At 65.2% G+C, this 22403-nt stretch carries 26 protein-coding genes, 1 tRNA gene and 1 other RNA gene; 16 read left to right on the forward strand and 12 right to left on the reverse strand.

Annotation, left to right across the window (positions count from 1 at the left end; genetic code table 11):
- Positions 1 to 27 precede the first annotated feature (27 nt).
- A complete protein-coding gene (locus tag ACIPPQ_RS07765; RefSeq protein ID WP_446543567.1) occupies positions 28 to 756 on the forward strand; it encodes a prolyl hydroxylase family protein in 729 nt (242 codons plus the stop codon).
- 19 nt (positions 757 to 775) lie between these two features.
- Here the strand turns inward: ACIPPQ_RS07765 and ACIPPQ_RS07770 are convergent.
- The 9 genes from ACIPPQ_RS07770 to ACIPPQ_RS07810 all read right to left on the reverse strand — a co-directional run bounded on the left by ACIPPQ_RS07770 (position 776) and on the right by ACIPPQ_RS07810 (position 8517).
- Positions 776 to 850 (reverse strand) — tRNA-Val (locus ACIPPQ_RS07770).
- A gap of 161 nt (positions 851 to 1011) precedes the next feature.
- Positions 1012 to 1284 (reverse strand): HU family DNA-binding protein, encoded by a 273-nt coding sequence (locus ACIPPQ_RS07775; RefSeq protein WP_037510426.1) that lies wholly within the window; start codon positions 1282 to 1284, stop codon positions 1012 to 1014.
- A gap of 172 nt (positions 1285 to 1456) precedes the next feature.
- Positions 1457 to 3853: an endopeptidase La gene (gene lon / locus ACIPPQ_RS07780; RefSeq protein WP_446543568.1), complete on the reverse strand. Its 2397-nt coding sequence runs from the start codon at positions 3851 to 3853 to the stop codon at positions 1457 to 1459.
- Positions 3854 to 3988: 135 nt separating this feature from the next.
- A complete protein-coding gene (locus ACIPPQ_RS07785; RefSeq protein ID WP_062181825.1) occupies positions 3989 to 4324 on the reverse strand; it encodes a YbaB/EbfC family nucleoid-associated protein in 336 nt (111 codons plus the stop codon).
- Positions 4321 to 6039 carry a DNA polymerase III subunit gamma/tau gene (locus ACIPPQ_RS07790; protein ID WP_446543569.1) on the reverse strand — a complete coding sequence of 573 codons (1719 nt, stop codon included), beginning with the start codon at positions 6037 to 6039 and terminating at the stop codon, positions 4321 to 4323. Before ACIPPQ_RS07790 ends, ACIPPQ_RS07785 begins: the two co-directional genes overlap by 4 nt.
- A gap of 43 nt (positions 6040 to 6082) precedes the next feature.
- Positions 6083 to 6180, reverse strand: an RNA gene (gene ffs, locus ACIPPQ_RS07795) — signal recognition particle sRNA small type.
- A gap of 38 nt (positions 6181 to 6218) precedes the next feature.
- The gene (gene bla, locus ACIPPQ_RS07800) at positions 6219 to 7091 is read right to left on the reverse strand and encodes a class A beta-lactamase (protein WP_446543570.1); all 873 of its coding nucleotides are present in this window, start codon (positions 7089 to 7091) and stop codon (positions 6219 to 6221) included.
- A complete protein-coding gene (locus tag ACIPPQ_RS07805; RefSeq protein WP_446543973.1) occupies positions 7091 to 7429 on the reverse strand; it encodes a 2Fe-2S iron-sulfur cluster-binding protein in 339 nt (112 codons plus the stop codon). Before ACIPPQ_RS07805 ends, bla begins: the two co-directional genes overlap by 1 nt.
- Positions 7426 to 8517, reverse strand: a complete 1092-nt coding sequence (locus tag ACIPPQ_RS07810) for a cysteine desulfurase family protein (protein ID WP_446543571.1) — start codon at positions 8515 to 8517, stop codon at positions 7426 to 7428. The genes ACIPPQ_RS07805 and ACIPPQ_RS07810 overlap by 4 nt, the downstream gene beginning before the upstream one ends.
- Before the next feature lie 140 nt (positions 8518 to 8657).
- Between ACIPPQ_RS07810 and ACIPPQ_RS07815 the strand changes: the two genes are divergently transcribed.
- Entirely contained in the window at positions 8658 to 9314 is a 657-nt protein-coding gene (locus ACIPPQ_RS07815) for an alpha/beta hydrolase (protein ID WP_037510410.1), read from the forward strand.
- Between the two features lie 37 nt (positions 9315 to 9351).
- Here ACIPPQ_RS07815 and ACIPPQ_RS07820 read toward each other — a convergent pair whose 3' ends face one another.
- The gene (locus ACIPPQ_RS07820; protein ID WP_446543572.1) at positions 9352 to 9516 is read right to left on the reverse strand and encodes a hypothetical protein; all 165 of its coding nucleotides are present in this window, start codon (positions 9514 to 9516) and stop codon (positions 9352 to 9354) included.
- A 112-nt stretch (positions 9517 to 9628) separates the two neighbouring features.
- On the opposite strand from ACIPPQ_RS07820, the gene rpiB reads away from it, so the two are divergent.
- Genes rpiB through ACIPPQ_RS07850 form a run of 6 tightly spaced genes read left to right on the forward strand, consistent with a single transcriptional unit; the run spans position 9629 to position 13068 of the window.
- On the forward strand, positions 9629 to 10081 hold the full coding sequence (gene rpiB / locus ACIPPQ_RS07825; protein WP_327450339.1) for a ribose 5-phosphate isomerase B: 453 nt from the start codon (positions 9629 to 9631) through the stop codon (positions 10079 to 10081).
- Entirely contained in the window at positions 10078 to 11385 is a 1308-nt protein-coding gene (gene glyA, locus ACIPPQ_RS07830; protein WP_327450341.1) for a serine hydroxymethyltransferase, read from the forward strand. The genes rpiB and glyA overlap by 4 nt, the downstream gene beginning before the upstream one ends.
- Before the next feature lie 5 nt (positions 11386 to 11390).
- Complete coding sequence (locus tag ACIPPQ_RS07835; protein WP_327450343.1) at positions 11391 to 11609, forward strand: hypothetical protein; 219 nt, start codon at positions 11391 to 11393, stop codon at positions 11607 to 11609.
- Positions 11610 to 11612: 3 nt separating this feature from the next.
- Positions 11613 to 12080: a transcriptional regulator NrdR gene (gene nrdR, locus ACIPPQ_RS07840; RefSeq protein ID WP_327450345.1), complete on the forward strand. Its 468-nt coding sequence runs from the start codon at positions 11613 to 11615 to the stop codon at positions 12078 to 12080.
- Complete coding sequence (locus ACIPPQ_RS07845; protein ID WP_446543573.1) at positions 12077 to 12805, forward strand: RNA methyltransferase; 729 nt, start codon at positions 12077 to 12079, stop codon at positions 12803 to 12805. The genes nrdR and ACIPPQ_RS07845 overlap by 4 nt, the downstream gene beginning before the upstream one ends.
- Positions 12806 to 12831: 26 nt before the next feature.
- The gene (locus ACIPPQ_RS07850; RefSeq protein ID WP_446543574.1) at positions 12832 to 13068 is read left to right on the forward strand and encodes a hypothetical protein; all 237 of its coding nucleotides are present in this window, start codon (positions 12832 to 12834) and stop codon (positions 13066 to 13068) included.
- A gap of 12 nt (positions 13069 to 13080) precedes the next feature.
- Here the strand turns inward: ACIPPQ_RS07850 and ACIPPQ_RS07855 are convergent, their stop codons facing one another.
- A complete protein-coding gene (locus ACIPPQ_RS07855) occupies positions 13081 to 13392 on the reverse strand; it encodes a chorismate mutase (protein WP_446543575.1) in 312 nt (103 codons plus the stop codon).
- A 201-nt stretch (positions 13393 to 13593) separates the two neighbouring features.
- Between ACIPPQ_RS07855 and rpsD the strand changes: the two genes are divergently transcribed.
- The 6 genes from rpsD to ACIPPQ_RS07885 all read left to right on the forward strand — a co-directional run bounded on the left by rpsD (position 13594) and on the right by ACIPPQ_RS07885 (position 18881).
- Complete coding sequence (rpsD, locus tag ACIPPQ_RS07860) at positions 13594 to 14205, forward strand: 30S ribosomal protein S4 (protein ID WP_058803739.1); 612 nt, start codon at positions 13594 to 13596, stop codon at positions 14203 to 14205.
- 119 nt (positions 14206 to 14324) lie between these two features.
- The gene (locus ACIPPQ_RS07865; RefSeq protein WP_446543576.1) at positions 14325 to 16007 is read left to right on the forward strand and encodes a M28 family metallopeptidase; all 1683 of its coding nucleotides are present in this window, start codon (positions 14325 to 14327) and stop codon (positions 16005 to 16007) included.
- A 14-nt stretch (positions 16008 to 16021) separates the two neighbouring features.
- Positions 16022 to 17005: an agmatine deiminase family protein gene (locus ACIPPQ_RS07870; RefSeq protein ID WP_446543577.1), complete on the forward strand. Its 984-nt coding sequence runs from the start codon at positions 16022 to 16024 to the stop codon at positions 17003 to 17005.
- An 8-nt stretch (positions 17006 to 17013) separates the two neighbouring features.
- The gene (locus tag ACIPPQ_RS07875) at positions 17014 to 17343 is read left to right on the forward strand and encodes an energy transducer TonB (RefSeq protein ID WP_446543578.1); all 330 of its coding nucleotides are present in this window, start codon (positions 17014 to 17016) and stop codon (positions 17341 to 17343) included.
- Between the two features lie 21 nt (positions 17344 to 17364).
- Positions 17365 to 18216 carry an N-carbamoylputrescine amidase gene (gene aguB, locus ACIPPQ_RS07880; protein ID WP_446543579.1) on the forward strand — a complete coding sequence of 284 codons (852 nt, stop codon included), beginning with the start codon at positions 17365 to 17367 and terminating at the stop codon, positions 18214 to 18216.
- A 20-nt stretch (positions 18217 to 18236) separates the two neighbouring features.
- Complete coding sequence (locus ACIPPQ_RS07885; protein ID WP_446543580.1) at positions 18237 to 18881, forward strand: FABP family protein; 645 nt, start codon at positions 18237 to 18239, stop codon at positions 18879 to 18881.
- A gap of 2 nt (positions 18882 to 18883) precedes the next feature.
- Here ACIPPQ_RS07885 and ACIPPQ_RS07890 read toward each other — a convergent pair whose 3' ends face one another.
- Positions 18884 to 19498 carry a PilZ domain-containing protein gene (locus ACIPPQ_RS07890; RefSeq protein ID WP_446543581.1) on the reverse strand — a complete coding sequence of 205 codons (615 nt, stop codon included), beginning with the start codon at positions 19496 to 19498 and terminating at the stop codon, positions 18884 to 18886.
- Between the two features lie 445 nt (positions 19499 to 19943).
- Here ACIPPQ_RS07890 and ACIPPQ_RS07895 point away from each other — a divergent pair, with 445 nt between their 5' ends.
- Complete coding sequence (locus tag ACIPPQ_RS07895) at positions 19944 to 20477, forward strand: RNA polymerase sigma factor (protein WP_446543582.1); 534 nt, start codon at positions 19944 to 19946, stop codon at positions 20475 to 20477.
- A gap of 111 nt (positions 20478 to 20588) precedes the next feature.
- Positions 20589 to 22352, forward strand: a complete 1764-nt coding sequence (locus tag ACIPPQ_RS07900; RefSeq protein ID WP_446543583.1) for a vWA domain-containing protein — start codon at positions 20589 to 20591, stop codon at positions 22350 to 22352.
- Positions 22353 to 22403 lie beyond the last annotated feature (51 nt).

Raw genomic sequence — 22403 nt, forward strand, 5'->3', positions numbered from 1 at the left:
AATCGCGATATGCTATCGCGGCGGGCGATGAGCGACGAAGAACTGAAAGACGCAGCCGGAGGGCCGCTCGACCGATATTGCGACCCGAAAACGCTCGCCTATGTCGGGATGATGGTGCGCCAGCGGCTTTCCGCGATGCCCGGCGTCGACCGCGTCGACGTGCCGGGCGCCGACATGTTCGTCGTCCCCGGCTTCCTGACCCGCCGCGACTGCAAGGCGATCGCGCAGGTCATCAACAGCCGCGCCGTCCCCTCGACCCTATACCGCGGTGCCGACCGGCCGGGCATGCGCACCAGCTTTACGCATCATTTCGACCGCGACGATCCGCTGACGGTCGATGTCGAAGCCTATATTTCCGAGCTGATCGGGATCGACAACGACTATTCGGAGGCGATGCAAGGTCAGCGGTACCAGGTGGGCCAGCAATATCGCCATCACTACGACTTCTTCCCGACGGGTGAAGGCTATTGGCAATATGAGGCCGAGCGCGGCGGGCAGCGGACCTGGACCGCGATGGTGTCGCTGACCGAACCCGGAGAGGGCGGCGAGACCGATTTCCCGCGGCTGGGCATCGCGCTGCGCCAACAGGCGGGGACGCTGATCCTGTGGAACAATATGGATGCCAACGGGCGTCCGAACCTCAACACGCTGCACGCCGGCATGCCGGTGAAACGCGGGATCAAGCATATCATCACGAAATGGTACCGGCAGGAGCCGTGGCGCATCCTGAATCCGGTCAATCCACCCGCATATTGACCGTCGACCGGCCGGCGGATGGTGGGCGCGACAGGGATTGAACCTGTGACCCCACCCGTGTGAAGGGTGTGCTCTACCGCTGAGCTACGCGCCCGTTCCGGTACGGGCCGAAGCCCGGCGTCCGAAAGCCGGACGTCCATAGCCGTTGCGACGGTGATTGCAACGGACATTTCATCGAAATGACCGGCTTAAACAAATCGGGCCGCGGCTTTCACCGCGGCCCGAGATGTTTTTCACCAAAAGGTGCCGTCGAACTTAGTTGACGGCGTCCTTGAGGGCCTTGCCGGCCTTGAACTTCGGCTGGTTCGACGCCGCGATGGTCATCGTTTCGCCGGTGCGCGGGTTGCGGCCGGTCGATGCCTTGCGCTTGCTGACCGCGAAGGTGCCGAAGCCGACGAGACGGACTTCGCCGCCCTTCTTCAGCGAACCGGTGATCGCGTCGAACACGGCTTCAACCGCCTTGCTCGCATCACCCTTGGTCAGGCCGCTCGAGTCAGCGACGGCGGCGATCAGGTCTTGTTTGTTCATGCCTAAGGAACCCCTGCAATGTGGTTGGTTTAATGATTCTCATGGCCCGAAGCCATGGCGCGCCACTAACGATGTTTCGCCCCGGCTTGTCAAAGCAAAAAAGGGAGAAAAACGCCCCAAAACGTCGATTTTGCGACGAATTTGGGGCGAATTGCCGTGGAGCGGGTCCGACTCAGTGGCGAATCGTCGTTTCGGGGTCGCTTCCGGCCGCGATCGGCGGCGATGCGGCGAGTTCGTCGGCCTCGGTCCATTCGATCGGGACGACCGGCGAGACCAGCGCTTCGGCGAGCACCTGGTCGACGTGGCTGACCGGGATGATCTTCAGCCCGCTCGTGATATTCGCCGGAATTTCAACGAGGTCCTTCTCGTTTTCTTCCGGGATCAGCACGGTCTTGATGCCGCCACGCAGCGCCGCGAGCAGCTTTTCCTTGAGGCCGCCGATCGCGAGAACGCGCCCGCGCAGCGTGACTTCGCCGGTCATCGCGACATCGCGGCGCACCGCGATCCCGGTCAGCGTCGAAATCATCGCGGTGACCATGCCGACGCCCGCCGACGGGCCATCCTTCGGCACCGCGCCTTCGGGCAGGTGGATATGGATGTCCTTGCGCGCGAACAGGCTGGGCTTGATGCCATAAGCGGGGGCGCGCGCCTTCACGAACGACAGAGCCGCCTGCACCGACTCGGTCATCACTTCGCCGAGCTTGCCTGTGGTGCGGACCTGCCCCTTGCCCGACGCGGTGACCGCCTCGATCGTCAGCAATTCGCCGCCGACCTCGGTCCACGCGAGCCCGGTGACGGCGCCGACCTGGTCTTCGAGGTCGCCCATCCCGTGGCGGAACTTGCGCACGCCCGCGAATTCGGAGAGATTCTCGGGCGTCACGGTGACGCTTTCCGCCTTACCCTCGAGGATGCGGCGCAGCGCCTTGCGCGCCAGACGCGCAATCTCGCGCTCGAGCGTGCGGACTCCGGCTTCGCGGGTGTAATAGCGGATGAGGTCGCGCAGGCCTTCCTCGGTCAGCTCGAACTCGCCGGCCTTCAATCCGTGCGCTTCGACCTGCTTCGCGATCAGGTGCAGCTTGGCGATTTCGACCTTCTCGTCCTCGGTATAGCCTTCGAGCCGGATGATCTCCATGCGGTCGAGCAAAGGCTGCGGCAGGTTCAGCGAGTTCGCGGTGGTCACGAACATCACGTCGCTGAGGTCGACGTCGACCTCCAGATAATGGTCCTGGAACTTGCCATTCTGTTCGGGGTCGAGCACCTCGAGCAGCGCCGACGCTGGATCGCCGCGGAAATCCTGGCCGAGCTTGTCGATCTCGTCGAGCAGGAACAGCGGGTTCATCGTGCCGGCCTTTTTGAGGTTGGTCACGATCTTGCCCGGCAGCGAGCCGATGTACGTACGGCGGTGGCCGCGGATTTCAGCCTCGTCGCGCACGCCGCCCAGCGACTGGCGCACGAACTCGCGCCCCGTCGCCTTCGCGATCGAACGGCCGAGCGAGGTCTTGCCGACGCCCGGAGGGCCGACGAGGCACAGGATCGGCCCCTTCAGCTTGTTCGTGCGCGCCTGCACCGCGAGATATTCGACGATCCGGTCCTTGACCTTTTCGAGCGCATAATGGTCGTCGTCGAGGACGGCTTGTGCTTTGGCGATGTCCTTCTTGAGCTTCGACTTCTTGCCCCACGGCAGGCCGATCAGCGTGTCGAGATAGTTGCGGACAACAGTCGCCTCGGCCGACATCGGCGCCATCGCGCGCAGCTTCTTGAGCTCGGCGTTCGCCTTCGCCTTGGCTTCCTTCGACATTTTGAGGCTGTCGATCTTGAGCTGCAACTCGGCGAGGTCATCGCCGCCCTCGCCATTGTCGTTGCCGAGCTCGCGCTGGATCGCCTTCAACTGCTCGTTGAGATAATATTCGCGCTGGCTCTTTTCCATCTGGCGCTTCACGCGGCCGCGGATCTTCTTTTCGACCTGCAGCACGCCGAGTTCGCCTTCCATGAAGGCAAAGACCATTTCGAGCCGCTTCGACGGCGCATCCTCGACGAGCAGCGCCTGCTTGTCGGAGACCTTGATGTTGAGATTGCCGGCGACCGAGTCGGCGAGGCGCGAGGCATCCTCGATCTGCGACAGCTGAACCGCGGTTTCGGCGGGCATCTTCTTGTTGAGCTTGGCGTAATTTTCGAACTGGTCGACGACCGAGCGCATCAGCGCGGCGGTATCGACGCTGTCGTCGACCGTGTCGCCGATCGGCTTCACGCTCGCCATCACCGTCTTGTCTTCATTGGTGAGCGCGAGCAGCTTTGCGCGCTCCTTGCCCTCGACGAGCACGCGGACAGTGCCGTCGGGCAGCTTCAGGAGCTGGAGCACGGTGGCGATCACGCCAACATCGTACAGATCGTCGCGCTGCGGATCGTCCTCGCCCGGGTCGAGCTGCGCGACGAGGAAGATTTCCTTGTCGCTTTCCATCGCGGTCTCGAGCGCGGCGACCGAACGGTCGCGGCCGACGAACAGCGGCACGATCATGTGCGGGAAAACGACGATGTCACGCAGCGGAAGAAGGGGATAAGATTGCGTCATTACGGCTCCTGGACGGGCCCCGCGACCGGGCGCACCGCCCTTCTTATAGGTGGTTCTTCGCTAATATGGCGTAACTTCGCACGCATTCAATGTCGCTGTGCTGAACAGCGGGGCCTGAGCCGGGCTTGGGCCGGCTCAGAACGGCAGCTTGAAGCCCGGGGGGAGCGGCAGGCCGCTCGTCATCTTGCCCATTTCCTCGTTGCTCGCCGCGTCGGCCTTTTCGCGCGCATCGTTGAACGCGGCGGCGAGCAGGTCTTCGAGCATCTGCTTGTCCGAGGGAACCATCAGGCTGTCGTCGATGTGGATCGCCTTGATCCGGCCTTTCGCGGTCGCGGTGATCTTTACCAACCCGCCCCCGGACACACCCTCAACCTCGACGCTGTCGAGCTTCGCCTGCGCCTCCTGCATCTGCGCCTGCACGGTGGCGGCGGCTTCCTGCGCCGCCTTCATCATTTCTTCGATCGATTTCATGGGTTGGACCTATGGCGATTGTCGTCGTCCTCGACAAGCCTTGCGTCGGGAAAAGCCGCCAGGGCGGCCTTCACAACGGGCAGTTCGCGGATCCGCGCGTCATTGTCGGCGAGCGTCGCGGCGCGGATCTGGCCGAGGCTCGGCCGCCCTTCCCCCTCGCCCTCCCGCACTTGCCAGCGGCTGCCGGTCGCGGCGAGCAGCGCGTCGCCCAGATCGCGCGCGAACGACGCACCGAGCGCGGCGACCGGCGCGAAAACGAGGTTGCCGGGCTCCAGATCGAGGATTCGCATATGATCGTAGACATCGACTGCAAGCCGATGATTTCCTGTGCTTTCGAGGAGCTGGTGGATCTGCGCGACCGTCAACGCCGAGGCGGGCGTTTCGGCGCCGGTCGCAGCCGGTGCTTCGACTGCGGCGACCGGCACGGCCGCCATGCTCTCCTGTCCGGCGGGCGCTGTCGGCGCCGCAAGCGGCATCGTCGGTACCCCGCCCTTTTCGAGCAGCTTCGCAAGCTCGCCGGGGTCGGGCATCGACGCGGCATAAATCACGCGCAACAGCAGCATTTCGAGATGTTCGAGCGGATTGTTCGCGCGCAGCACCTCGTCGTGCCCCTTGAGCAGCAACTGCCACAGCCGGTTGAGCGGGGCGAAACCCAGCTTTTGCGCCCAGTCGCCGATGCGCTCGCGGTCGGCGTCGGCCAGCGCGGGGTCGTCGTGGCGCGACACTTTGGCGAGGGTGATCGCGTGCGTCAGGTCCATCAGCCCACGCACCATCGCGACGGGTTCGATCCCGAGCGCATATTGGGCGCGGGCGAGGTCGATCGCCGCGCCGGCATCGCCATCGAGGATCGTGGCCATCAATTGCGCGATCGATGTGCGGTCCGAAAGGCCAAGCATCACGCGGACCTGGTCGGCCCCGATCCGGCCGCCGCCATCGAGGTCGGCGTGGGCGATCGCCTGATCGAGGATCGACAGCCCGTCGCGCACCGAACCCTCGGCAGCATTGGCGATCAGCCAGATCGCCGGCGCCTCGGCCTCGACGCCTTCCTTTTGCAGGATCGCGCTGAAATGCGCGAACAGCATGTCGGGGGTGATGCGGCGCAGGTCGAAGCGCTGGCAGCGCGACAGCACCGTCACCGGCACCTTGTTCACTTCGGTGGTCGCGAACAGGAATTTGACGTGCGGCGGCGGCTCTTCGAGCGTTTTCAACAGTGCATTGAAGGCGTTACGCGACAACATGTGCACTTCGTCGATGATGTAGATCTTGTAACGCGCCGAGACCGCGGCATAGCGCACCGCCTCGATAATTTCGCGCACATCGTCAACGCCGGTATTCGACGCGGCGTCCATCTCGATCACGTCGATATGGCGCCCCTCGGTGATCGCGCGGCACGGTTCGCACACCCCGCACGGATCGATCGTCGGCCCGCCCTGCCCGTCGGGGCCGATGCAATTGAGCGCCTTCGCGATCAGGCGCGCGGTCGACGTCTTGCCGACCCCGCGCACCCCCGTCATCAGGAACGCATGCGCCAGCCGGTCGCGCGCAATCGCGTTGCCGAGTGTGCGCACCATCGCGTCCTGACCGATGAGTTCGGCGAAGGTTTGCGGGCGATATTTGCGGGCAAGGACGCGGTACGGGCCGGATGACGGCTGCGGCGCGGTCTCGGGCAGGTCCATTCCCAGCATCGGGGTTTCGTCGTCGGCGGAATCGCTCATGGCCCCGTCTTAGGGGGCACTCGCGCCGTTGTCGAAGGGGGAAATGGGTGGGAGCCGGAACGACCCGCAGCGAATTCGTTGCGGCTGCTTCCTTCCGGACCTGACCGGGTTGGCGAAGACTGCGTCCGCCCGACTCCCGCGGCGCATATGGCGGGGACGAAGCCGAAATGCAAGGGCGCCTAAGGCAGGCCCTGCACCACCGCCCGCGCGACGTCGGCAATCACCGCGCTGGCGTCATCGCCCTTGACCGCGGGTCGGTCGAGATAGACCGCGATCATATATTTTCCGCCGCCGGGCTCTTCGACGAACGCGACGTCGTTATAGGCGGTGCCGCATGTTCCCGTCTTGTCGCCAGCGACCCAGCCCTGCGGCAACCCGCCACGGATGCGTTTGAGCCCGGTTTCGCTCTCGATCATCCAGCCGCGAAGCGTTGCGCGATGCGCGGCGGCCAGCCAGTCGCCATAGATATAGCCTGCCGCGCTCTTCGCGATCGCCATCGGGCTCGTCGTGTCGCGCACGTCGCCGGGCGCATTTTCGTTGAGTGTCGGCTCGTTGCGATCGAGCCGCGTGACCCGGTCGCCGCGCCGGTGCATTTCGGCGGTGAACGCCGCGGGACCGCCGATATGCGCGAGGATCAGGTTGGCAGCCGTGTTGTCGCTCAGCACCACCGCGTCGCGTGCGGCAAAGCCAAGCCGCTGTTCGCCGCGCCCGTCCGCGCCGAGCAGCTTTTCGGTACCGGGCGAATAGGTCACGAGGTCGGCGCGCGTGAACGGCAACGGGGTGCGCAGCGCCACGCCGTCGGCTGCGCGCGCGAGCACCTGTCCCGCGAGCAGCAGCTTGAAGGTCGAGCACATCGCGAAGCGTTCGTCGGCGCGGTGGCCGAACAGCAAAGCGCCGCGCGCATCGGTGACCGCAACGCCGAGCCGGCCGCCGCTGCGCTGCTCGATCGCCGTCACCGCCTGCGCGAGGATCACCGAATCGCCCGTCGCCTCGCGCGGCGATGTCGCGCAGGCCGAAGTTGCGAGCAGCGCGGCCGCAAGCAGCATCCGCATCAGCGCGGCCCCTGCATGTTGCGGCTCTCGGCCGGGATATGCACGGTCAGCCCGTCGAGGTCCGCGGTCAGCAGGATCTGGCACGACAGCCGGCTCGTCCGCCGCGCGCCCGCGGCAAGGTCGAGCATATCCTCTTCCATCTCGCTTGCCGGCGGCAGGCGGTCGAAATCCTCCTTGGCGACGATGACATGGCAGGTCGAGCACGCCATCTGGCCCTCGCATGTGCCTTCGAGCGGCATCAGGTGCGCCTGCGCGACGTCGAGCAGGATCGAGCCCGGTTCGGCCTCGACCTCGGTGCGCTCCTTGCCGTCGGCCTGGACGAAAGTCACCCGCATCAGTTCACTCCCTGCAATCGCGCAGCATCTTTGATCGCCTGAAGCCCGTCACGGAGCTCCTGTTCGCTGGTGTAGCGTCCCCAGCCGAGGCGGATCGAGGCGCGCGCGTCGGCTTCGCTCACCCCCATCGCGCGAAGGACATGGCTGACCTTGCCCGACCCGCTGCCGCACGCGCTGCCGAGCGAAAAGGCGACGTCTCGCGCGTCGGACATCAGGCGCAGGCCGTTCACGCCCTCGCGCCGGACGTTGAGATTGCCGTGATAACGGCGGTTCGCATCGCCGTTGATCGTCCATTCGGGGAGCAGGTCGAGCGCGAGCGACCAGAGCCGCTCGACATGCTCCGCGTCGGCGTCGAAGCGTTCGGCGGCGAGTGCTGCCGCAGCGCCGAAACCCGCGCAGAGCGCGGGCGAGACGGTGCCCGAGCGCATCCCCTGCTCCTGCGCCCCGCCGAACATCAGCGGCGGGAGGTCCACCCCGTCCTTCACCCACAGTGCGCCGATCCCCTTCGGCCCGTGGATCTTGTGCGCCGACAGCGCGATCAGGTCGGCACCGTCGGGGATCGCGACGCGGCCATAGCCCTGCACGGCGTCGCACAGCAGCAGGCTGTTCTTCGCATGCGCCGCCGCGGCGAAATCGGCGATGGGCTGGATCGTCCCGACCTCGTTGTTCACCAGCATCGTCGCGACGATCCCGCCTTCGGGTATCAGCGTAGCTTCGGGCGGTAACGCGACCCCCTCGCCATCGACCGGCAAAATCGTCGCGTTCAGTCGCTCGAGGCATTGCAGCGACGCGGCATGTTCGATGCTGAGCCCCGCGACACCGCCGGGCATCGCTTCGGCGCCGCGCAGCAGCGCCCAGTTTAGCGCCTCGGTCGCGCCCGAGGTAAAGAAGACGCGCCCGCCCTTCGGCAGCAGTGCCGCGACCTGGTCGCGCGCGACTTCGACCGCGGCGGCGGCGGCGCGCCCGGCCTTGTGCGTGCTCGACGGATTCGCGTAACCGTCGCCCTCTCCGGCTCCCTCAAGCCAGCGCAGCATTGCTTCGCGCGCCTCGGGAGCGAGCGGCGTAGTGGCTTGGTAATCGAGGTAAATCATCCGGCGCGAGTGTCCTTGTTGCGAACGATTCGCAAAAGTTGCATGTTGAGACCTATTTTCTATATAGGCGCCATCTTCGCTCCGCCACCCCGCCCCTCGGCGAATCACTGGCAAGCCCACGAGACATAGAAGGTGCGCCCATGCCCGACGTTATTTTCCCCGGCCCCGAGGGCCGCATCGAAGGCCGTTTCTCGCCCCCGCCGCGTCCGCGCGCGCCGGTCGCGCTGATCCTCCACCCGCACCCGCAGGGGGGCGGCACGATGAACGACCGCATCACGCAGGCGATGTACAAGAGCTTCGTCGCGCGCGGTTTCGCGGTGCTCCGCTTCAACTTCCGCGGCGTCGGCCGCAGCCAGGGCACGTTCGACAACGGCATCGGCGAGCTCAGCGATGCCGCGTCGGCGCTCGACTGGGTCCAGTCGATCCATCCCGAGGCGCAGACGACGTGGATCGCGGGCTTCAGCTTCGGCGCGTGGATCGGCATGCAGCTTCTGATGCGCCGCCCCGAAATCCGCGGCTTCCTGTCGGTCGCGCCGCCGGCGAACATGTACGACTTCAGCTTCCTCGCGCCCTGCCCCTCGTCGGGCATCATCGTCGCGGGCGGCCAGGACGAGATCGTGCCGCCGAGCGCGGTGCAGAAGCTGGTCGACAAGCTGCGCACGCAAAAGGGCATCACGATCCATCACGACGAGATTCCGCGCGCGAACCACTTCTTCGAGCATGAGCTCGACCAGTTGATGAAGTCGCTCGATAACTATCTGGATATGCGGCTCGCGCCCGATTCGCCGATCCGCTGACGAAACGCTCCTCCCCGTCGCCGCGCGGTGGGGAGGATTATTTCACCGGCACCAGCCAGATCGCGACATTCGCGAACATCACCAGCGCCGCGACGAGCATCAGCAGCGCGCGGCGGCGGTCGCCCTTGCGAAAAACATAGACGGCGCCGCCGGTCAGCAGCACGCCGGTGAGCATCAGGATGGACATGATCGTGTCGGACATGGGGCGGCTTTATCGGCGCCGTCACAAATTTGCCACCTCGCTTATGGCCAATCCGTGCGGCTTCGCCTAAAGGGCCGACATCGATTCCCTTAGACCCCGCGGGAGCCGCACCATGCGCATCGCCATCGCCTCCGATCACGCCGCTTACGAGCTGAAAGCCGCGCTTGCCGACTGGCTGCGCGAAGCCGGCCACGAAGTCGAGGACCTCGGCACCAACGGCCCCGACAGCGTCGATTATCCCGATTATGGCTACCGCCTCGCCGAAGCGATCGCCGAAGGCCGCGCGACACGCGGCGTCGCGCTCTGCGGATCGGGGATCGGCATCTCGATTTCGGTCAATCGCAACCCCGCCGCGCGCTGCGCGCTGGTATCCGAACCGCTGTCGGCGAAGCTGTCGCGCGAGCATAATGACGCGAACGTCATCGCGATGGGCGCGCGCCTGACCGGCATCGACATGGCCAAGGCGTGCCTCGACGCCTTTCTCACCACCGAATTCGCCGGCGACCGCCACGCGCGCCGCGTCGACAAGCTTTCCAACCCGCCCCAACTGGAGACCAGCCGATGACCACAGACACGCTCGACAAGCCCATCAAATCGGCCGGCTATTTTACCGACGGCGTCGACACGGTCGACCCCGCCGTTGCCGCGGCGATGAAGCATGAGCTGGAACGCGAACGCTACCAGATCGAACTGATCGCATCGGAGAATATCGTCTCGAAGGCGGTGCTCGAGGCGCAGGGTTCGGTCTTCACCAACAAATATGCCGAAGGCTATCCCGGCCGCCGCTATTACCAAGGCTGCGCCCCGTCGGACGAGGTCGAGACGCTCGCCATCGACCGCGCGAAGCAGCTTTTCGATTGCGGCTATGCCAATGTCCAGCCGCACTCGGGCGCGCAGGCGAACGGTGCGGTCATGCTCGCGCTGACCAAGCCCGGCGCGACGATCATGGGCATGAGCCTCGATGCCGGCGGCCACCTGACCCACGGCGCGGCGCCGGCGATGTCGGGCAAATGGTATAATGCGGTGCAGTACGGCGTGCGCCCCGACGACCATCTCGTCGATTTCGACCAGGTCGAGGCGCTGGCGAAAGAACATCGCCCGACGCTGATCATCGCGGGCGGCTCGGCCTATCCGCGCACGCTCGACTTCGCGCGCTTCCGCAAGATCGCCGACGATGTCGGCGCGCTGCTGATGGTCGACATGGCCCACTTTGCCGGCCTCGTCGCCGGCGGCGCGCACCCGTCGCCGATGGAACATGCGCATGTCGTCACCACGACGACGCACAAGACGCTGCGCGGTCCGCGCGGCGGCATGATCCTGACCAATGACGAAGCGATCGCCAAGCGCATCAATTCGGCGGTCTTCCCCGGCCTTCAAGGCGGCCCGCTGATGCACGTGATTGCCGCAAAAGCCGTGGCCTTCGGCGAGGCGCTGCGTCCCGAGTTCAAGGACTATGCGAAGGCGACGATCGCCAACGCACAGGCACTCGCAAACCGCCTCAAGGCGCGCGGCGCCGATGTCGTCGCGGGCGGCACCGACACGCACCTCGCGCTGATCGACCTGCGTCCGCTGGGCATCACCGGCCGCGACGCCGACGAGGCGCTCGAACGCAGCGCGATCACCTGCAACAAGAACGGCGTCCCCTTCGACCCGCTGCCGCCGGTGAAGACCAGCGGCATCCGCGTCGGCTCGCCCGCAGGCACGACGCGCGGCTTCGGCATTGCCGAGTTCGAGGAAATCGGCGATATGGTCGCCGACGTGCTCGAAGCGCTGCGCGACAAGGGTGAGCATGGCGACGCCGACGTCGAAGCCGACGTTCGCGGCCGCGTTCGCGCGCTGTGCGAACGCTTCCCCATCTATCAAGGCTGAAGACGATGGCGCGCCAACATCCCGAGGAACCGACGCTGGTCGAGGTGACGATCGAAGAGGTCAAGGCGATGGGCAAGCAAGGGCTCGCCCATCCCTCAACGCGCCCGGTGCTGACCGGCGGCGCGGTCGGCGCCGTCGTCGGTGCCGTGCTGCCCGTCGTCTCGTGGCCGGTCGGACTGCTCGCGGGCGCCGCGATCGCGCTCTATTCGCGGGTGAAACGCTGACCCATGCGTTGTCCGTACTGCGGCCATGAAGACAGCCAGGTGAAGGACAGCCGTCCGACCGAGGACGGCGCGGCGATTCGCCGCCGGCGGCAGTGCGAGGATTGCGGCGCGCGCTTCACGACGTTCGAACGGATCCAGCTTCGCGAAGTCGGCGTGCTCAAGGCCGACGGCGGGCGCGAGCCCTTCGACCGCGAAAAACTGATGCGCAGCATCCAGATCGCGTGTCGCAAGCGGCCGATCGACGGCGCACGCATCGAGCGGCTGGTGTCGGGTATCCAGCGCCAGCTCGAAACCTCCGGCGAGAATGAGGTCAAGGCGCAGCAGATCGGCGCGATGGTGATGGAAGCGCTGAAGGGCTTCGACAATGTCGCCTATATCCGCTTCGCCAGCGTCTATCGCGAATTTACCGAAGCCAAGGATTTCGAGGAGTTCGCCTCCTCCATCACCGAGGCGGCACGGCCGATCAAATGACCGCGGCCGCTCCGCCTCCTGTCATCGTCCTCGTCCGTCCGCAGCTTGGTGAGAATATCGGCAAGGCGGCGCGCGCGATGCTCAATTTCGGGCTGACCGAGCTGCGCCTCGTCGCCCCGCGCGACGGCTGGCCCAATCCCGACGCGGGTCCGGCGGCTTCGGGCGCCGATATCGTGCTCGCCGAGGCGCAGGTCTTCGACAGCCTCGCCGACGCCGTCGCCGATTGCACGACGATCTATGCCACCACGGTGCGCAAGCGCGGGGTGTCAAAGCCCGTGCTGACCCCCGAAGCCGCGGCGCGCGAAGTGCACGCCAGCGCGGGACGGTCGGCCTATATCTTCGGCCCCGAACGCTCGGGCCTCGAGACCGACGATGTCGCGGTTGCCCACAAGATCGTCACGGTACCGATCAACCCCGGATTCGGCTCGCTGAACCTCGCGCAGGCGGTGATCCTGCTCGCCTATGAATGGTCGAAGGGGGTCGCACTCGCGAGCCCGCCCGACGTGCCGCTCGCCCCGCCCGCGCCGCATGCCGAGATGGAGGAATTGATCCAGCATTTCGTCCGCGATCTCGATAGCGCAGGCTATTTCTTCCCCGCCGACCGCCGCGACGCGACGCTGCGCACCTTGCGCACGGCGCTCACCAAGACGGGCTGGTCGCACAACGACATCCGCATGATGCACGGTATCGTTACCGCGCTTGGCAGAACAGCCCGATCGCGATAACACGGGTTTCCCCTCCGGAGAATCCTATGCTGACCCTCATTCTATCGCTTGCCCTTTCGGCTGCACCGGCCGATTCTGTCGTGGCGACACCGACCACGCCGGTGGCGGCGAAGCCCGAAAAACCCAAGAAAATCTGCCGCGCCGACGGGACAACGGGCAGCCGGTTGAAATCGCGCATCTGCAAGACCCAGGAAGAATGGGACGCAATGAACCGGAGTATGAAGGACGATGTCAGGGCGAAGACCGGTGGAAACGCAGGCTGACGCTCCGGTAAACTAAAACCCCCGGCTTCGGTCCCATTGCCCATATTCATGGGCGATCGACTCTTCGACCAGAACGTCCCACACCGCGCGCAGCCGCTGCGGGTCCAATCCCGCCGCCGCTGCCTCTCGCGCGACATTGTCGAGCACCTCCGCCTTGCGCGCCTCGTCGCGGACGGTGCCGCGGTCGGTCTTGATCCGCGCGGCGGCATCCATGTAGCCGAAACGGCGGACGAGCAGCGCGACGAGTTCGCGGTCGACCTGGTCGACCCCGGCACGCACCTCGGTCATCGTCTGGCATTGTTCGGGGATTTTGACAGCGGTCATGCGCGCAGCCTTTAGCGGCTTTTTCCATTCTGTCGAGCCGGGGCTTGGGCGCTTGACTTTGCGCCCCTCGCCGTCTAACCGCGCGCCTTCGCAATGGACCCCGCACCCCGGTGAAGCGGCGGTCGCATATGGAAATCTCCATATGGTGCGACCCGGGAACAAGCCGAAATCCTTCGGCACACAGCATATTGGAGACGACATATGTCGAAGCGCCAGAGCGCCAAGTATAAACTCGACCGCCGGATGGGTGAAAACATCTGGGGTCGCCCGAAGAGCCCGGTCAACCGTCGCGAGTACGGCCCCGGCCAGCACGGCCAGCGCCGCAAGGGCAAGATGTCGGACTTCGGCATCCAGCTCCGCGCGAAGCAGAAGCTGAAGGGCTATTACGGCGACATCACCGAAAAGCAGTTCAAGAAGAACTATTTCGAAGCGTCGCGCATGAAGGGTGACACCGGCCAGAACCTGATCGGCCTGCTCGAGCGCCGCCTCGACGCCGTCGTCTACCGCTCGAAGTTCACCCCGACGATCTTCTCGGCACGCCAGCTCGTCAGCCACGGCCACGTCTATGTGAACGGCGTGAAGTGCAACGTCGCGAGCCGCCTCGTGAAGCCGGGCGACGAAATCACCCTCGGCAAGAAGGCGCAGGAAATGGCGCTGGTCGCCGAAGCGCAGAGCCTGCCCGAGCGCGACCTGCCCGAATATCTGGCGGTCGACGGCACCAAGACGACCTACGTCCGCGTGCCCACGCTCGACGAAGTCCCCTATCCGGTGAAGATGGAACCGAACCTGGTCGTCGAATTCTATTCGCGCTGATCCGGTTTCCACCGAAACGATTTCAGAAGGGCGGTCCGAAAGGGCCGCCCTTCTTGCATCGGCGCGTCGCGGCTGGCACAAGCCCGCTCGTCGCAATTGAAACTTTCCGAGGATTTTCCATGCTTCGTTTCCCCCGCACATCCGCAGCCCTTGCGGTCCTTTTGACCGTTGCCGCGTGCAACACGTCCGACAAGGCCGCGACGTCCGCGACCGCCATTCCCGACGTCCAGATCCCCGAACTGTCGCTCGCGACGCTTCAGGAAGTCACGAAGGAACTGTCGTCGGACTCTTATGAGGGTCGCGCGCCCGGCACCCCGGGCGAAGAAAAGACCGTCGCCTATATCATCAAGAAGTACGAGGAAGCGGGGCTGAAGCCCGGCAACAACGGCAAGTGGACGCAGGACGTGCCGCTGGTCGAAATCACCGCGAAAAATGCGACGCCGCTCACCTTCACCGGCGGCAAGACGCCGGTCACCGCGCAATATGCGAAGGACTATGTCGCGTTCAGCTATCGCGTCCAGCCGAAGACCGAGGTCAAGGACAGCGACGTCGTCTTCGTCGGCTACGGCATCAACGCGCCCGAAAAGGGCTGGAACGACTACGCCGGGCTCGATGTGAAGGGGAAGACCGTCGTCGTCCTCGTCAACGACCCCGACTGGCAGACCAAGGAAGCCAAGGGCGAATTCAACGGCCGCGCGATGACCTATTATGGCCGCTGGTCGTATAAATATGAGGAAGCCGCACGCCAGGGCGCAGCCGCCGTGCTGATCGTCCACGACACCGAACCCGCCGCCTATGGCTGGAACGTCGTCGAATCGAGCAACACCGGCACCAATTACCTCGCCGAAACCAAGGATGGCGGCGCAAAGGAAACCGTCGCCAACGGCTGGATCCAGCTTCCCAAGGCAAAGGAACTCTTCGCCAGCGCCGGGCAGGATTTCGACAAGCTCCGCGATGCCGCGAAAAAGAAGGGCTTCAAGCCCGTCGCGCTGACGGGCGTGAAGGCGAATTTTGGCTTCGACAATGAAATCTCGAAGAAGATGTCGCGCAACGTCATCGGTGTGCTGCCGGGCGCCAAGCGCCCCGACGAATATGTGCTCTACACCGGCCACTGGGATCACCTCGGCCGCTGCACCCCCGTTGCGGGCGACGACATCTGCAACGGTGCGGTCGACAATGCGAGCGGCATCGCGGGTCTCGTGACGCTGGCGCAGGCCTTCCACAAGGCGGGCGCCCCTGACCGCAGCATCGTCTTCCTCGCCGTCACCGCCGAGGAATCGGGCCTACTCGGTTCGAAATATTACGCCGAAAACCCGGTCTTCCCGCTCGCGCAGACGGTCGGCGGGGTGAACATGGACGCGCTGAACGCAATCGGCCCGGCGAAGGACATCGTCGTCGTCGGCCGCGGCAAGTCCGAACTCGACGCCTATGTCGCGAAGCTCGCCCAGATGGAAAAGCGCGTAATCAAGGACGAGCCGACCCCCGAGAAGGGTTTCTACTATCGTTCGGATCACTTCAGCTTCGCCAAGCTCGGCGTACCGATGTTCAACTTCGGCAGCGGCGACGACCTGGTCGAGGGCGGCGTCGAAGCCGGAAAGAAGGCCGCGGAAGACTATGAAAAGAACCGCTATCACGCGCCCGGCGACGAATATGAGGCGATCACCAACTGGGGCGGCATGATGTCCGACCTGCGCCTCTATTACGCCGCGGGCCGCATGCTCGCGATGACCGATGCGTGGCCGAACTGGGTCGAGGGCGACGAATTTCGCGCCGCCCGCGACAAGTCGCGCGCCGCAAAGTAACCGGAACGGCGCCCATGACGCTTAGAATGCCCGCAGAATGGGCGCCGCACGACGCCGTCTGGATCGGTTTCCCGCACCTCGCCGAGGAATGGTCGGGACAGATCGATGCCGGGCGGCGCGACGTCGCCGCTTTCGCCAACGCCGTCCATGACGGCGGCCGCGGCGAAGAGGTGCGGCTTGTCGTCAACGATGAACGGCAAGCCGACGTCGCCGCGAAGCTCGTCGACCCCGGCGTGCGCATCCTCGTCCAGCCGCTCGGCGACATCTGGCTGCGCGACACCGGGCCGATCATCGCCGGGACGGGCGCCGCCCGCCGCGCGCGCAATTTCGAATTCAACTGGTGGGGCGAGAAATTCGTCATGCCGGGCGACCAGGAAGTCGGCGCCGCACTCGCACGCGAAAGCGGCCTGCCGGTCGACGATCAGGACTGGGTGCTCGAAGGCGGCGGGATCGACGTCGACGGCACCGGCCTCTGCGTCACCACCGAAGAGTGCCTGCTCAACGTGAACCGCAACCCGACGCTGACGCGCGAGGATATTGCGGTGCGGCTTCACCAGTCGCTCGGCATCGACCGGCTGCTGTGGCTTGGGGACGGCCTCGTCGGCGACCATACCGACGGCCATGTCGACAATCTCGCGCGCTTCGTCGGCGAAGGGCGCCTTGCGCTGCCCGTCGCGGCGGGCCCGGACGACCCCAATGCGCATATCTACGCCGACGCCCGCGCGCGCACCGCGGCGTTCGGCGGGGTCGAGATCGTCGACCTCCCCTCGCCCGGCCGCATCGAGATCGACGGCGAGATCGCGGCGGCGAGCTATATGAACTTCTATATCGGCAACAGCACGGTCGTCGTCCCGACTTATGGCGCCGCGAACGATCAGGCGGCGGTCGATACGCTCGCCGCGCTCTTCCCCGATCGCCGCGCGGTTGGCGTGCGCGCGCGCGGGATCATCGTCGGCGGCGGCAGCTTCCATTGCTCGAGCCAGCAGATGCCGAAATGATGCGAAAGTTGAACCCCGCCGCCTGCATCGTCGCTGTCGTCACCTTCTCGCTGATGCCGACCTTTGCAATGGCCCAGAGATGGGAAACCAACGATGATTATCCTGACGCCGCCCGAAGAGTCGGAGCGCAGGGTGACGCCGAGTTCAGCGTTTTGGTGGGGACCGACGGCAAACCGAAGGAATGCCGTGTCACCAAATCAGCGGGGCATCCGGCCCTTGATACGGCGACCTGCGACCTCATTATGAGGCGGGCTCGGTTCAATCCTGCAAAGGATGAATCCGGCAAGCCCAAGGAGTTCTATTACGCGAATCGCGTTCGTTGGCGTATGCCTGACTGAACCTGTTTGAGACCCACTGATATGACCCGCACCATCACCGTCGCCGCGTTGCAGCTTCCCCTGCCCGGCCCCGTCCAGCCGAATATCGATGCCGTCACCGCGCTCGTCGAGGAAGCGGCTGCAAAGGGGGCGCAGGTGATCCTGCCGCCCGAACTGTTCGAAGGTCCCTATTTCTGCCAGGTCGAGGACGAGGAGCTGTTCGCCAGCGCCCGCCCGACCGCCGAGCATCCGAGTGTCGTCGCGATGCAGGCGCTCGCCGCGAAGCTGAAGGTCGCGATCCCGACGAGCTATTTCGAGAAGGACGGACCGCATTATTACAATACGCTCGCGATGATCGGCGCCGACGGCGCGATCATGGGGACCTACCGCAAGAGCCATATTCCCGACGGCCCCGGCTATGAGGAAAAATATTATTTCCGTCCCGGCAACACCGGCTTCAAGGTCTGGGACGTCTTCGGCACGCGGATCGGCGTCGGCGTCTGCTGGGATCAATGGTATCCCGAATGCGCGCGCGCGATGGCGCTGATGGGCGCCGAGCTGCTCTTCTACCCGACCGCGATCGGGTCCGAACCCTATGACGCCGATCTCGACACCAGCCGCATGTGGCGCCGCGCGATGCAGGGCCATGCGGTGTCGAACTGCATGCCGGTGATCGCGTCGAACCGCATCGGGACCGAGGGCGACGCCCATTTCTATGGCCACAGCTTCATCACCGACGAATGGGGCGATATGACGCAGGCGTTCGGCGCAAGCGAAACGGGGGTGCTCGTCGCGACGATCGACCTCGATCGCGCGGCGAAGCACCGCGCGGGGATGGGCTTCTTTCGCGATCGCCGGCCGCAGCTTTACGGGCGGCTCGTCGAGGATATCTGACAGGAAACTGGGGGCGAAACATGGAACTACCCGACGACATCTTCACCGAACCCGAAGACGTCGATCCCGAAACGCTCGCCAACCTCGGCCCGCTGCTGCGCCTCGCCGGTGTTTGGGAAGGCGAACGCGGCGTCGATGTGAACCCGAAGGCCGACGGCCCCGAAACGCGCAAATATTATGAGCGGATCGAAATGCAGCCGATCGACCCGCAGGCGAACGGGCCGCAGCTATTCTACGGGCTGCGCTATCACGTCCACATCAACACGCGCGAGGAAGATATCACCTTCCACGACCAGGTCGGTTACTGGCTCTATGAAGCGGCGACCGGACTGATCCTCCAGACGCTGGCGATCCCGCGCGGACAGATCGCGATCGCGGCAGGACACGCCAAACCGGGTGACAAAAAGCTCGTCGTGAAGGCGGAGCGCGGGCAAACCGAATATGGCATCTGCTCGACGACCTTCCTCGACCTCGCCTTCCGCACCGACAGTTACGAATTGACGGTCGACTTCCACGACGACGGATCGTGGAGCTATATCTCCGACACGATGCTGATGGTGAAGGGCCGCGACGAATTGTTCCAACACCGCGACCACAACCGGCTGACGAAAATCGCCGAACCCGATCTCAACCCCTGGGCAAAGATCGTCCGCGGCGCATCATAAGGTCAGCTTTCGAAGCGGTGGATGCTTTCGAGGTCGGCGCGGTCGAGCGGCTGGGTCAGCCACAGGCCGCCGCGCCCGGCACGCGACCAGCGCACGATCGCCCGGCGCTTGATCCCGCCCGCGAGGACGAGGTCGAATTCTTTCCCGACTTCCAGGTGGCCATCGTGGATAAAACCCGCGCCGTTCTGTGACATATCGACGAGTTCGATGCTGCTCGTGTTTTCGTCGGTTACCGCCTGCGCCTGCGTCCGGACGGGCAGCCGCGGCTGGCGATAACCCGTGGCACGCTGCTCGGCCGCGAGTTGCTTCAGGACATCGGCGACATCGACTTCCTCTTCGAACGCGACGCCGCACCGTCCGGCCTCCGACCACACGACCTCGCCGCGGATCACCACCGTATCGGACAGCGCGATCTCCAGCTTTTCGCCGACGGTGATCGGGACATCGGCCGCCAGCATCATGCCGCGGTCGGACATATTGCGCACGCGCCACAGGCCCGCATCGCCGTTCCGCACGACCTTGGCGATCCGCCATACGGTGCGATAACGATCGCCGCCGCGGCGATCGGCGGCGGCCTCCTGCTCCCCTGCCGGATCGGAGAGGCGATGTTGGTTCATGTCGTCTACCTTATCGAAGCAGCGTCGTACGGAGCAGTATGTCCCGAAAAATACTGCAAAATACTCAAAATCTATTCAAACCGGATAGCAGAATTATGCTTATTATTCAATCATGTCGCACGCGATCGTTAACATGGCCTCAACCGTCGTTTCTCGAACCCCCGGCCGACTTCGGCCGAAGCGCGGACAAGTTTCGCATTTTGCGTAATTTAACGACGTCGTAGCGCCGGCATTAAGGATGAAATCGAACCGGTGGCACGAGGCGTCGGAAAGCGGGCGCCGCCACCCGCGATCGGCGGCACTATGCGATGGTGTTCGCCGGTCAAATGAGGCACAAACCATCGCAATGGCGGGATATGGAGGATCGGCTTGTCGGGGGAAGGACATTCTGCACACGCCCCGGCCGCAAGAGTTTCCCGATATCACGCGCGCCCGATCCTGACCGATGGCCGACGATGATCAAGCCGATGTTCGGGCGGCGATCGCGGGCGATCGCGGCGCGTTCGAACGGCTTTTGCGGCGGCATTATGATCGCATCCACGGCCTCGCCTGGCAGATGACCGGATCGCGAACCGACGCCGACGACATCGCGCAGGATGTCTGCTGCGTCCTCGCCGAAAAGCTCGCCGATTTTCGCGGCGACGCCAAATTCTCGACCTGGCTTTGCAGCATCGTCTTCAACGCCTGCCGCGCATCGCGGCGTCGCCGCCGCACCTTTTCGGCCTTCACCGACCGGCTGGCGGTAATGGCCGGGCTGATGCGGTCACCCGACGGCCGCGACCTTTACGACGAAGTCTGGATCAGGAGCGCCATATCGCGGCTGAAGCCCGACCTGCGCGACACCGCGATCCTCGTCGCGGACCAGCAGCTGACGCACGCCGAAGCCGCCGAAATACTGGGCATCGCCGAAGCGACCGTGTCGTGGCGGATGCACGAGGTGCGCCGCTTGCTCGGCGCCAGAACGGAGACAACCGACTGAGGATCGGGCCTGCGTGAACTTTTTTTCGTAAGGCCGCCAAGGAAAATCCCGCGACGCGCATCCCAGTAACATGCGGGCGATCTTGCACCGCTGTTTTCCAGGGAGGCCTCCATGTCCCGTTTCTGCCTGACGCTCACCACAGGGCTGTCGATCACACTCGTCGCCGCCTGCTCGCAGCCCGCCAGCCCCGATGTCGCATCGCCATCGTCCGAAACCGGTGCGACCGGGCAACGCGCCGAAGCCGCCGAGGCGGATTCGTCGATCGTCGTCACCGCCACACGCGTTCCCCAGCCGCAGTACGACACGCCATTGGCGATCACCGCGTTCAGCTCGGACGAGATCGCCGCACCGCCGCCGCCGCCCTCGCCGAGGGTCGTCACGGGAACCCTCGTTCGCGCGCCGCACCCCGACCTCCAGCGCCCCTATTATCAGGACGTCGGCCGCGACAAATTCACTGCGACGCAGGAAAATCCGTTCCGGATCGCGCGCGACGAGCCGGTTTCGACCTTTTCGATCGACGTCGACACCGCCTCCTATTCCTTCGTCCGCGCTTCGTTGAACCGCAATGTCCTGCCGCAACCTGCCGCGGTACGGACCGAAGAGCTGATCAACTATTTCCCCTATGACTATGCCGCGCCGCGTACCGCGCAACAGCCTTTCACATCGAATGTCGCGGTCTTCCCCAGCCCCTGGTCGGCGGGGCGCAAACTTGTCCGCGTCGGGATCAAGGGCTATTCGGTCGAGCGTGCGGCGCGGTCGCGCGCCAACCTCGTTTTCCTGATCGACACGTCGGGTTCGATGGACGCGCCGAACAAGCTGCCGCTGGTCAAGCAGTCGCTGGCGCTGCTGCTCGACCAGCTCGACGGCGACGACCGGGTGGCGATCGTGACCTATGCTGGAAGCGCGGGTACTGCGCTCGAACCGACGCCCGCCAGCCAGAAGACCAGGATCTTGTCGGTGATCGACCAGCTCGGCGCGGGCGGCAGCACCGCGGGCGCCGAGGGCATTCGTCAGGCCTATGCGCTGGCCGAGCAGAATCTCGACCCGAACGGCGTCAACCGCGTCCTGCTGGCGACCGACGGCGACTTCAACGTCGGCATCACCAACCAGGACGAACTCAAGGGCTATATAGAACGCCAGCGCGGCAAGGGCATTTTCCTCTCGGTCCTCGGCTTCGGCATGGGCAATTACAATGACGCGCTGATGCAGACGCTGGCGCAGAATGGCAATGGCGCGGCGGCTTACATCGACACGCTGGGCGAGGCGCGCAAGACGCTGGTCACCGAAGCGACCTCGACGCTGTTTCCGATCGCCAAGGATGTGAAGATTCAGGTCGAGTTCAACCCCGCAACGGTCGCCGAATACCGGCTGATCGGCTATGAAACGCGGATGCTCAATCGCGACGACTTCGACAATGACAAGGTCGACGCGGGCGATGTCGGGTCGGGCCAGACGGTCACCGCGCTATACGAGATCGTTCCGGTCGGTGGCGCGCGCACGATGGGCGACCTCCGCTACAGCACCCCCGCGCCGCGTTCCGGCGCCGCCGCGCTGTCGAGCGAATATGGCTTTGTGAAGATCCGGTACAAATTGCCGAAATCGGATCGCAGCGAGCTGATCTCGACGCTGATCGACCGCCGCGTCGAGTTTGCGCGCTTTGCCGACGCGCCGCAGGACGCGCGCTTCGCGACCGGGGTCGCGGCCTTTGCCGAGCTGCTTCGCGGCGGGCGCCACAACGGATCGATGACCTATGACGATGTGCTGACCATCGTCGGCGCATCGCGCGGCACAGACGATTTCGGCTATCGCAACGAGCTGGTCCAACTCGTGCGCGCCGCCAAGAGCGCGGGCGCGATGGCGCGGCTGAACCGCTGACCCGGCGAGGAGGGACGGCGGCGCGCCGACACCGCGCGGCCGTCCCCCGCC

Source organism: Sphingopyxis sp. LARHCG72, assembly GCF_052871675.1.

Coding starts and splice junctions, on each gene's coding strand:
- ACIPPQ_RS07765 (WP_446543567.1), top strand. CDS start 28: ATGAGCGACGAAGAACTGAAAGACGCAGCCGGAGGGCCGCTCGACCGA.
- nrdR (WP_327450345.1), top strand. CDS start 11,613: ATGCGTTGTCCGTACTGCGGCCATGAAGACAGCCAGGTGAAGGACAGC.
- ACIPPQ_RS07785 (WP_062181825.1), bottom strand. CDS start 4,324: ATGAAATCGATCGAAGAAATGATGAAGGCGGCGCAGGAAGCCGCCGCC.
- glyA (WP_327450341.1), top strand. CDS start 10,078: ATGACCACAGACACGCTCGACAAGCCCATCAAATCGGCCGGCTATTTT.
- ACIPPQ_RS07790 (WP_446543569.1), bottom strand. CDS start 6,039: ATGAGCGATTCCGCCGACGACGAAACCCCGATGCTGGGAATGGACCTG.
- ACIPPQ_RS07845 (WP_446543573.1), top strand. CDS start 12,077: ATGACCGCGGCCGCTCCGCCTCCTGTCATCGTCCTCGTCCGTCCGCAG.
- ACIPPQ_RS07890 (WP_446543581.1), bottom strand. CDS start 19,498: ATGAACCAACATCGCCTCTCCGATCCGGCAGGGGAGCAGGAGGCCGCC.
- rpiB (WP_327450339.1), top strand. CDS start 9,629: ATGCGCATCGCCATCGCCTCCGATCACGCCGCTTACGAGCTGAAAGCC.
- aguB (WP_446543579.1), top strand. CDS start 17,365: ATGACCCGCACCATCACCGTCGCCGCGTTGCAGCTTCCCCTGCCCGGC.
- ACIPPQ_RS07865 (WP_446543576.1), top strand. CDS start 14,325: ATGCTTCGTTTCCCCCGCACATCCGCAGCCCTTGCGGTCCTTTTGACC.
- ACIPPQ_RS07810 (WP_446543571.1), bottom strand. CDS start 8,517: ATGATTTACCTCGATTACCAAGCCACTACGCCGCTCGCTCCCGAGGCG.
- ACIPPQ_RS07855 (WP_446543575.1), bottom strand. CDS start 13,392: ATGACCGCTGTCAAAATCCCCGAACAATGCCAGACGATGACCGAGGTG.
- ACIPPQ_RS07895 (WP_446543582.1), top strand. CDS start 19,944: ATGGCCGACGATGATCAAGCCGATGTTCGGGCGGCGATCGCGGGCGAT.
- bla (WP_446543570.1), bottom strand. CDS start 7,091: ATGCGGATGCTGCTTGCGGCCGCGCTGCTCGCAACTTCGGCCTGCGCG.
- ACIPPQ_RS07815 (WP_037510410.1), top strand. CDS start 8,658: ATGCCCGACGTTATTTTCCCCGGCCCCGAGGGCCGCATCGAAGGCCGT.
- rpsD (WP_058803739.1), top strand. CDS start 13,594: ATGTCGAAGCGCCAGAGCGCCAAGTATAAACTCGACCGCCGGATGGGT.
- ACIPPQ_RS07870 (WP_446543577.1), top strand. CDS start 16,022: ATGACGCTTAGAATGCCCGCAGAATGGGCGCCGCACGACGCCGTCTGG.
- ACIPPQ_RS07820 (WP_446543572.1), bottom strand. CDS start 9,516: ATGTCCGACACGATCATGTCCATCCTGATGCTCACCGGCGTGCTGCTG.
- lon (WP_446543568.1), bottom strand. CDS start 3,853: ATGACGCAATCTTATCCCCTTCTTCCGCTGCGTGACATCGTCGTTTTC.
- ACIPPQ_RS07775 (WP_037510426.1), bottom strand. CDS start 1,284: ATGAACAAACAAGACCTGATCGCCGCCGTCGCTGACTCGAGCGGCCTG.
- ACIPPQ_RS07900 (WP_446543583.1), top strand. CDS start 20,589: ATGTCCCGTTTCTGCCTGACGCTCACCACAGGGCTGTCGATCACACTC.
- ACIPPQ_RS07850 (WP_446543574.1), top strand. CDS start 12,832: ATGCTGACCCTCATTCTATCGCTTGCCCTTTCGGCTGCACCGGCCGAT.
- ACIPPQ_RS07835 (WP_327450343.1), top strand. CDS start 11,391: ATGGCGCGCCAACATCCCGAGGAACCGACGCTGGTCGAGGTGACGATC.
- ACIPPQ_RS07885 (WP_446543580.1), top strand. CDS start 18,237: ATGGAACTACCCGACGACATCTTCACCGAACCCGAAGACGTCGATCCC.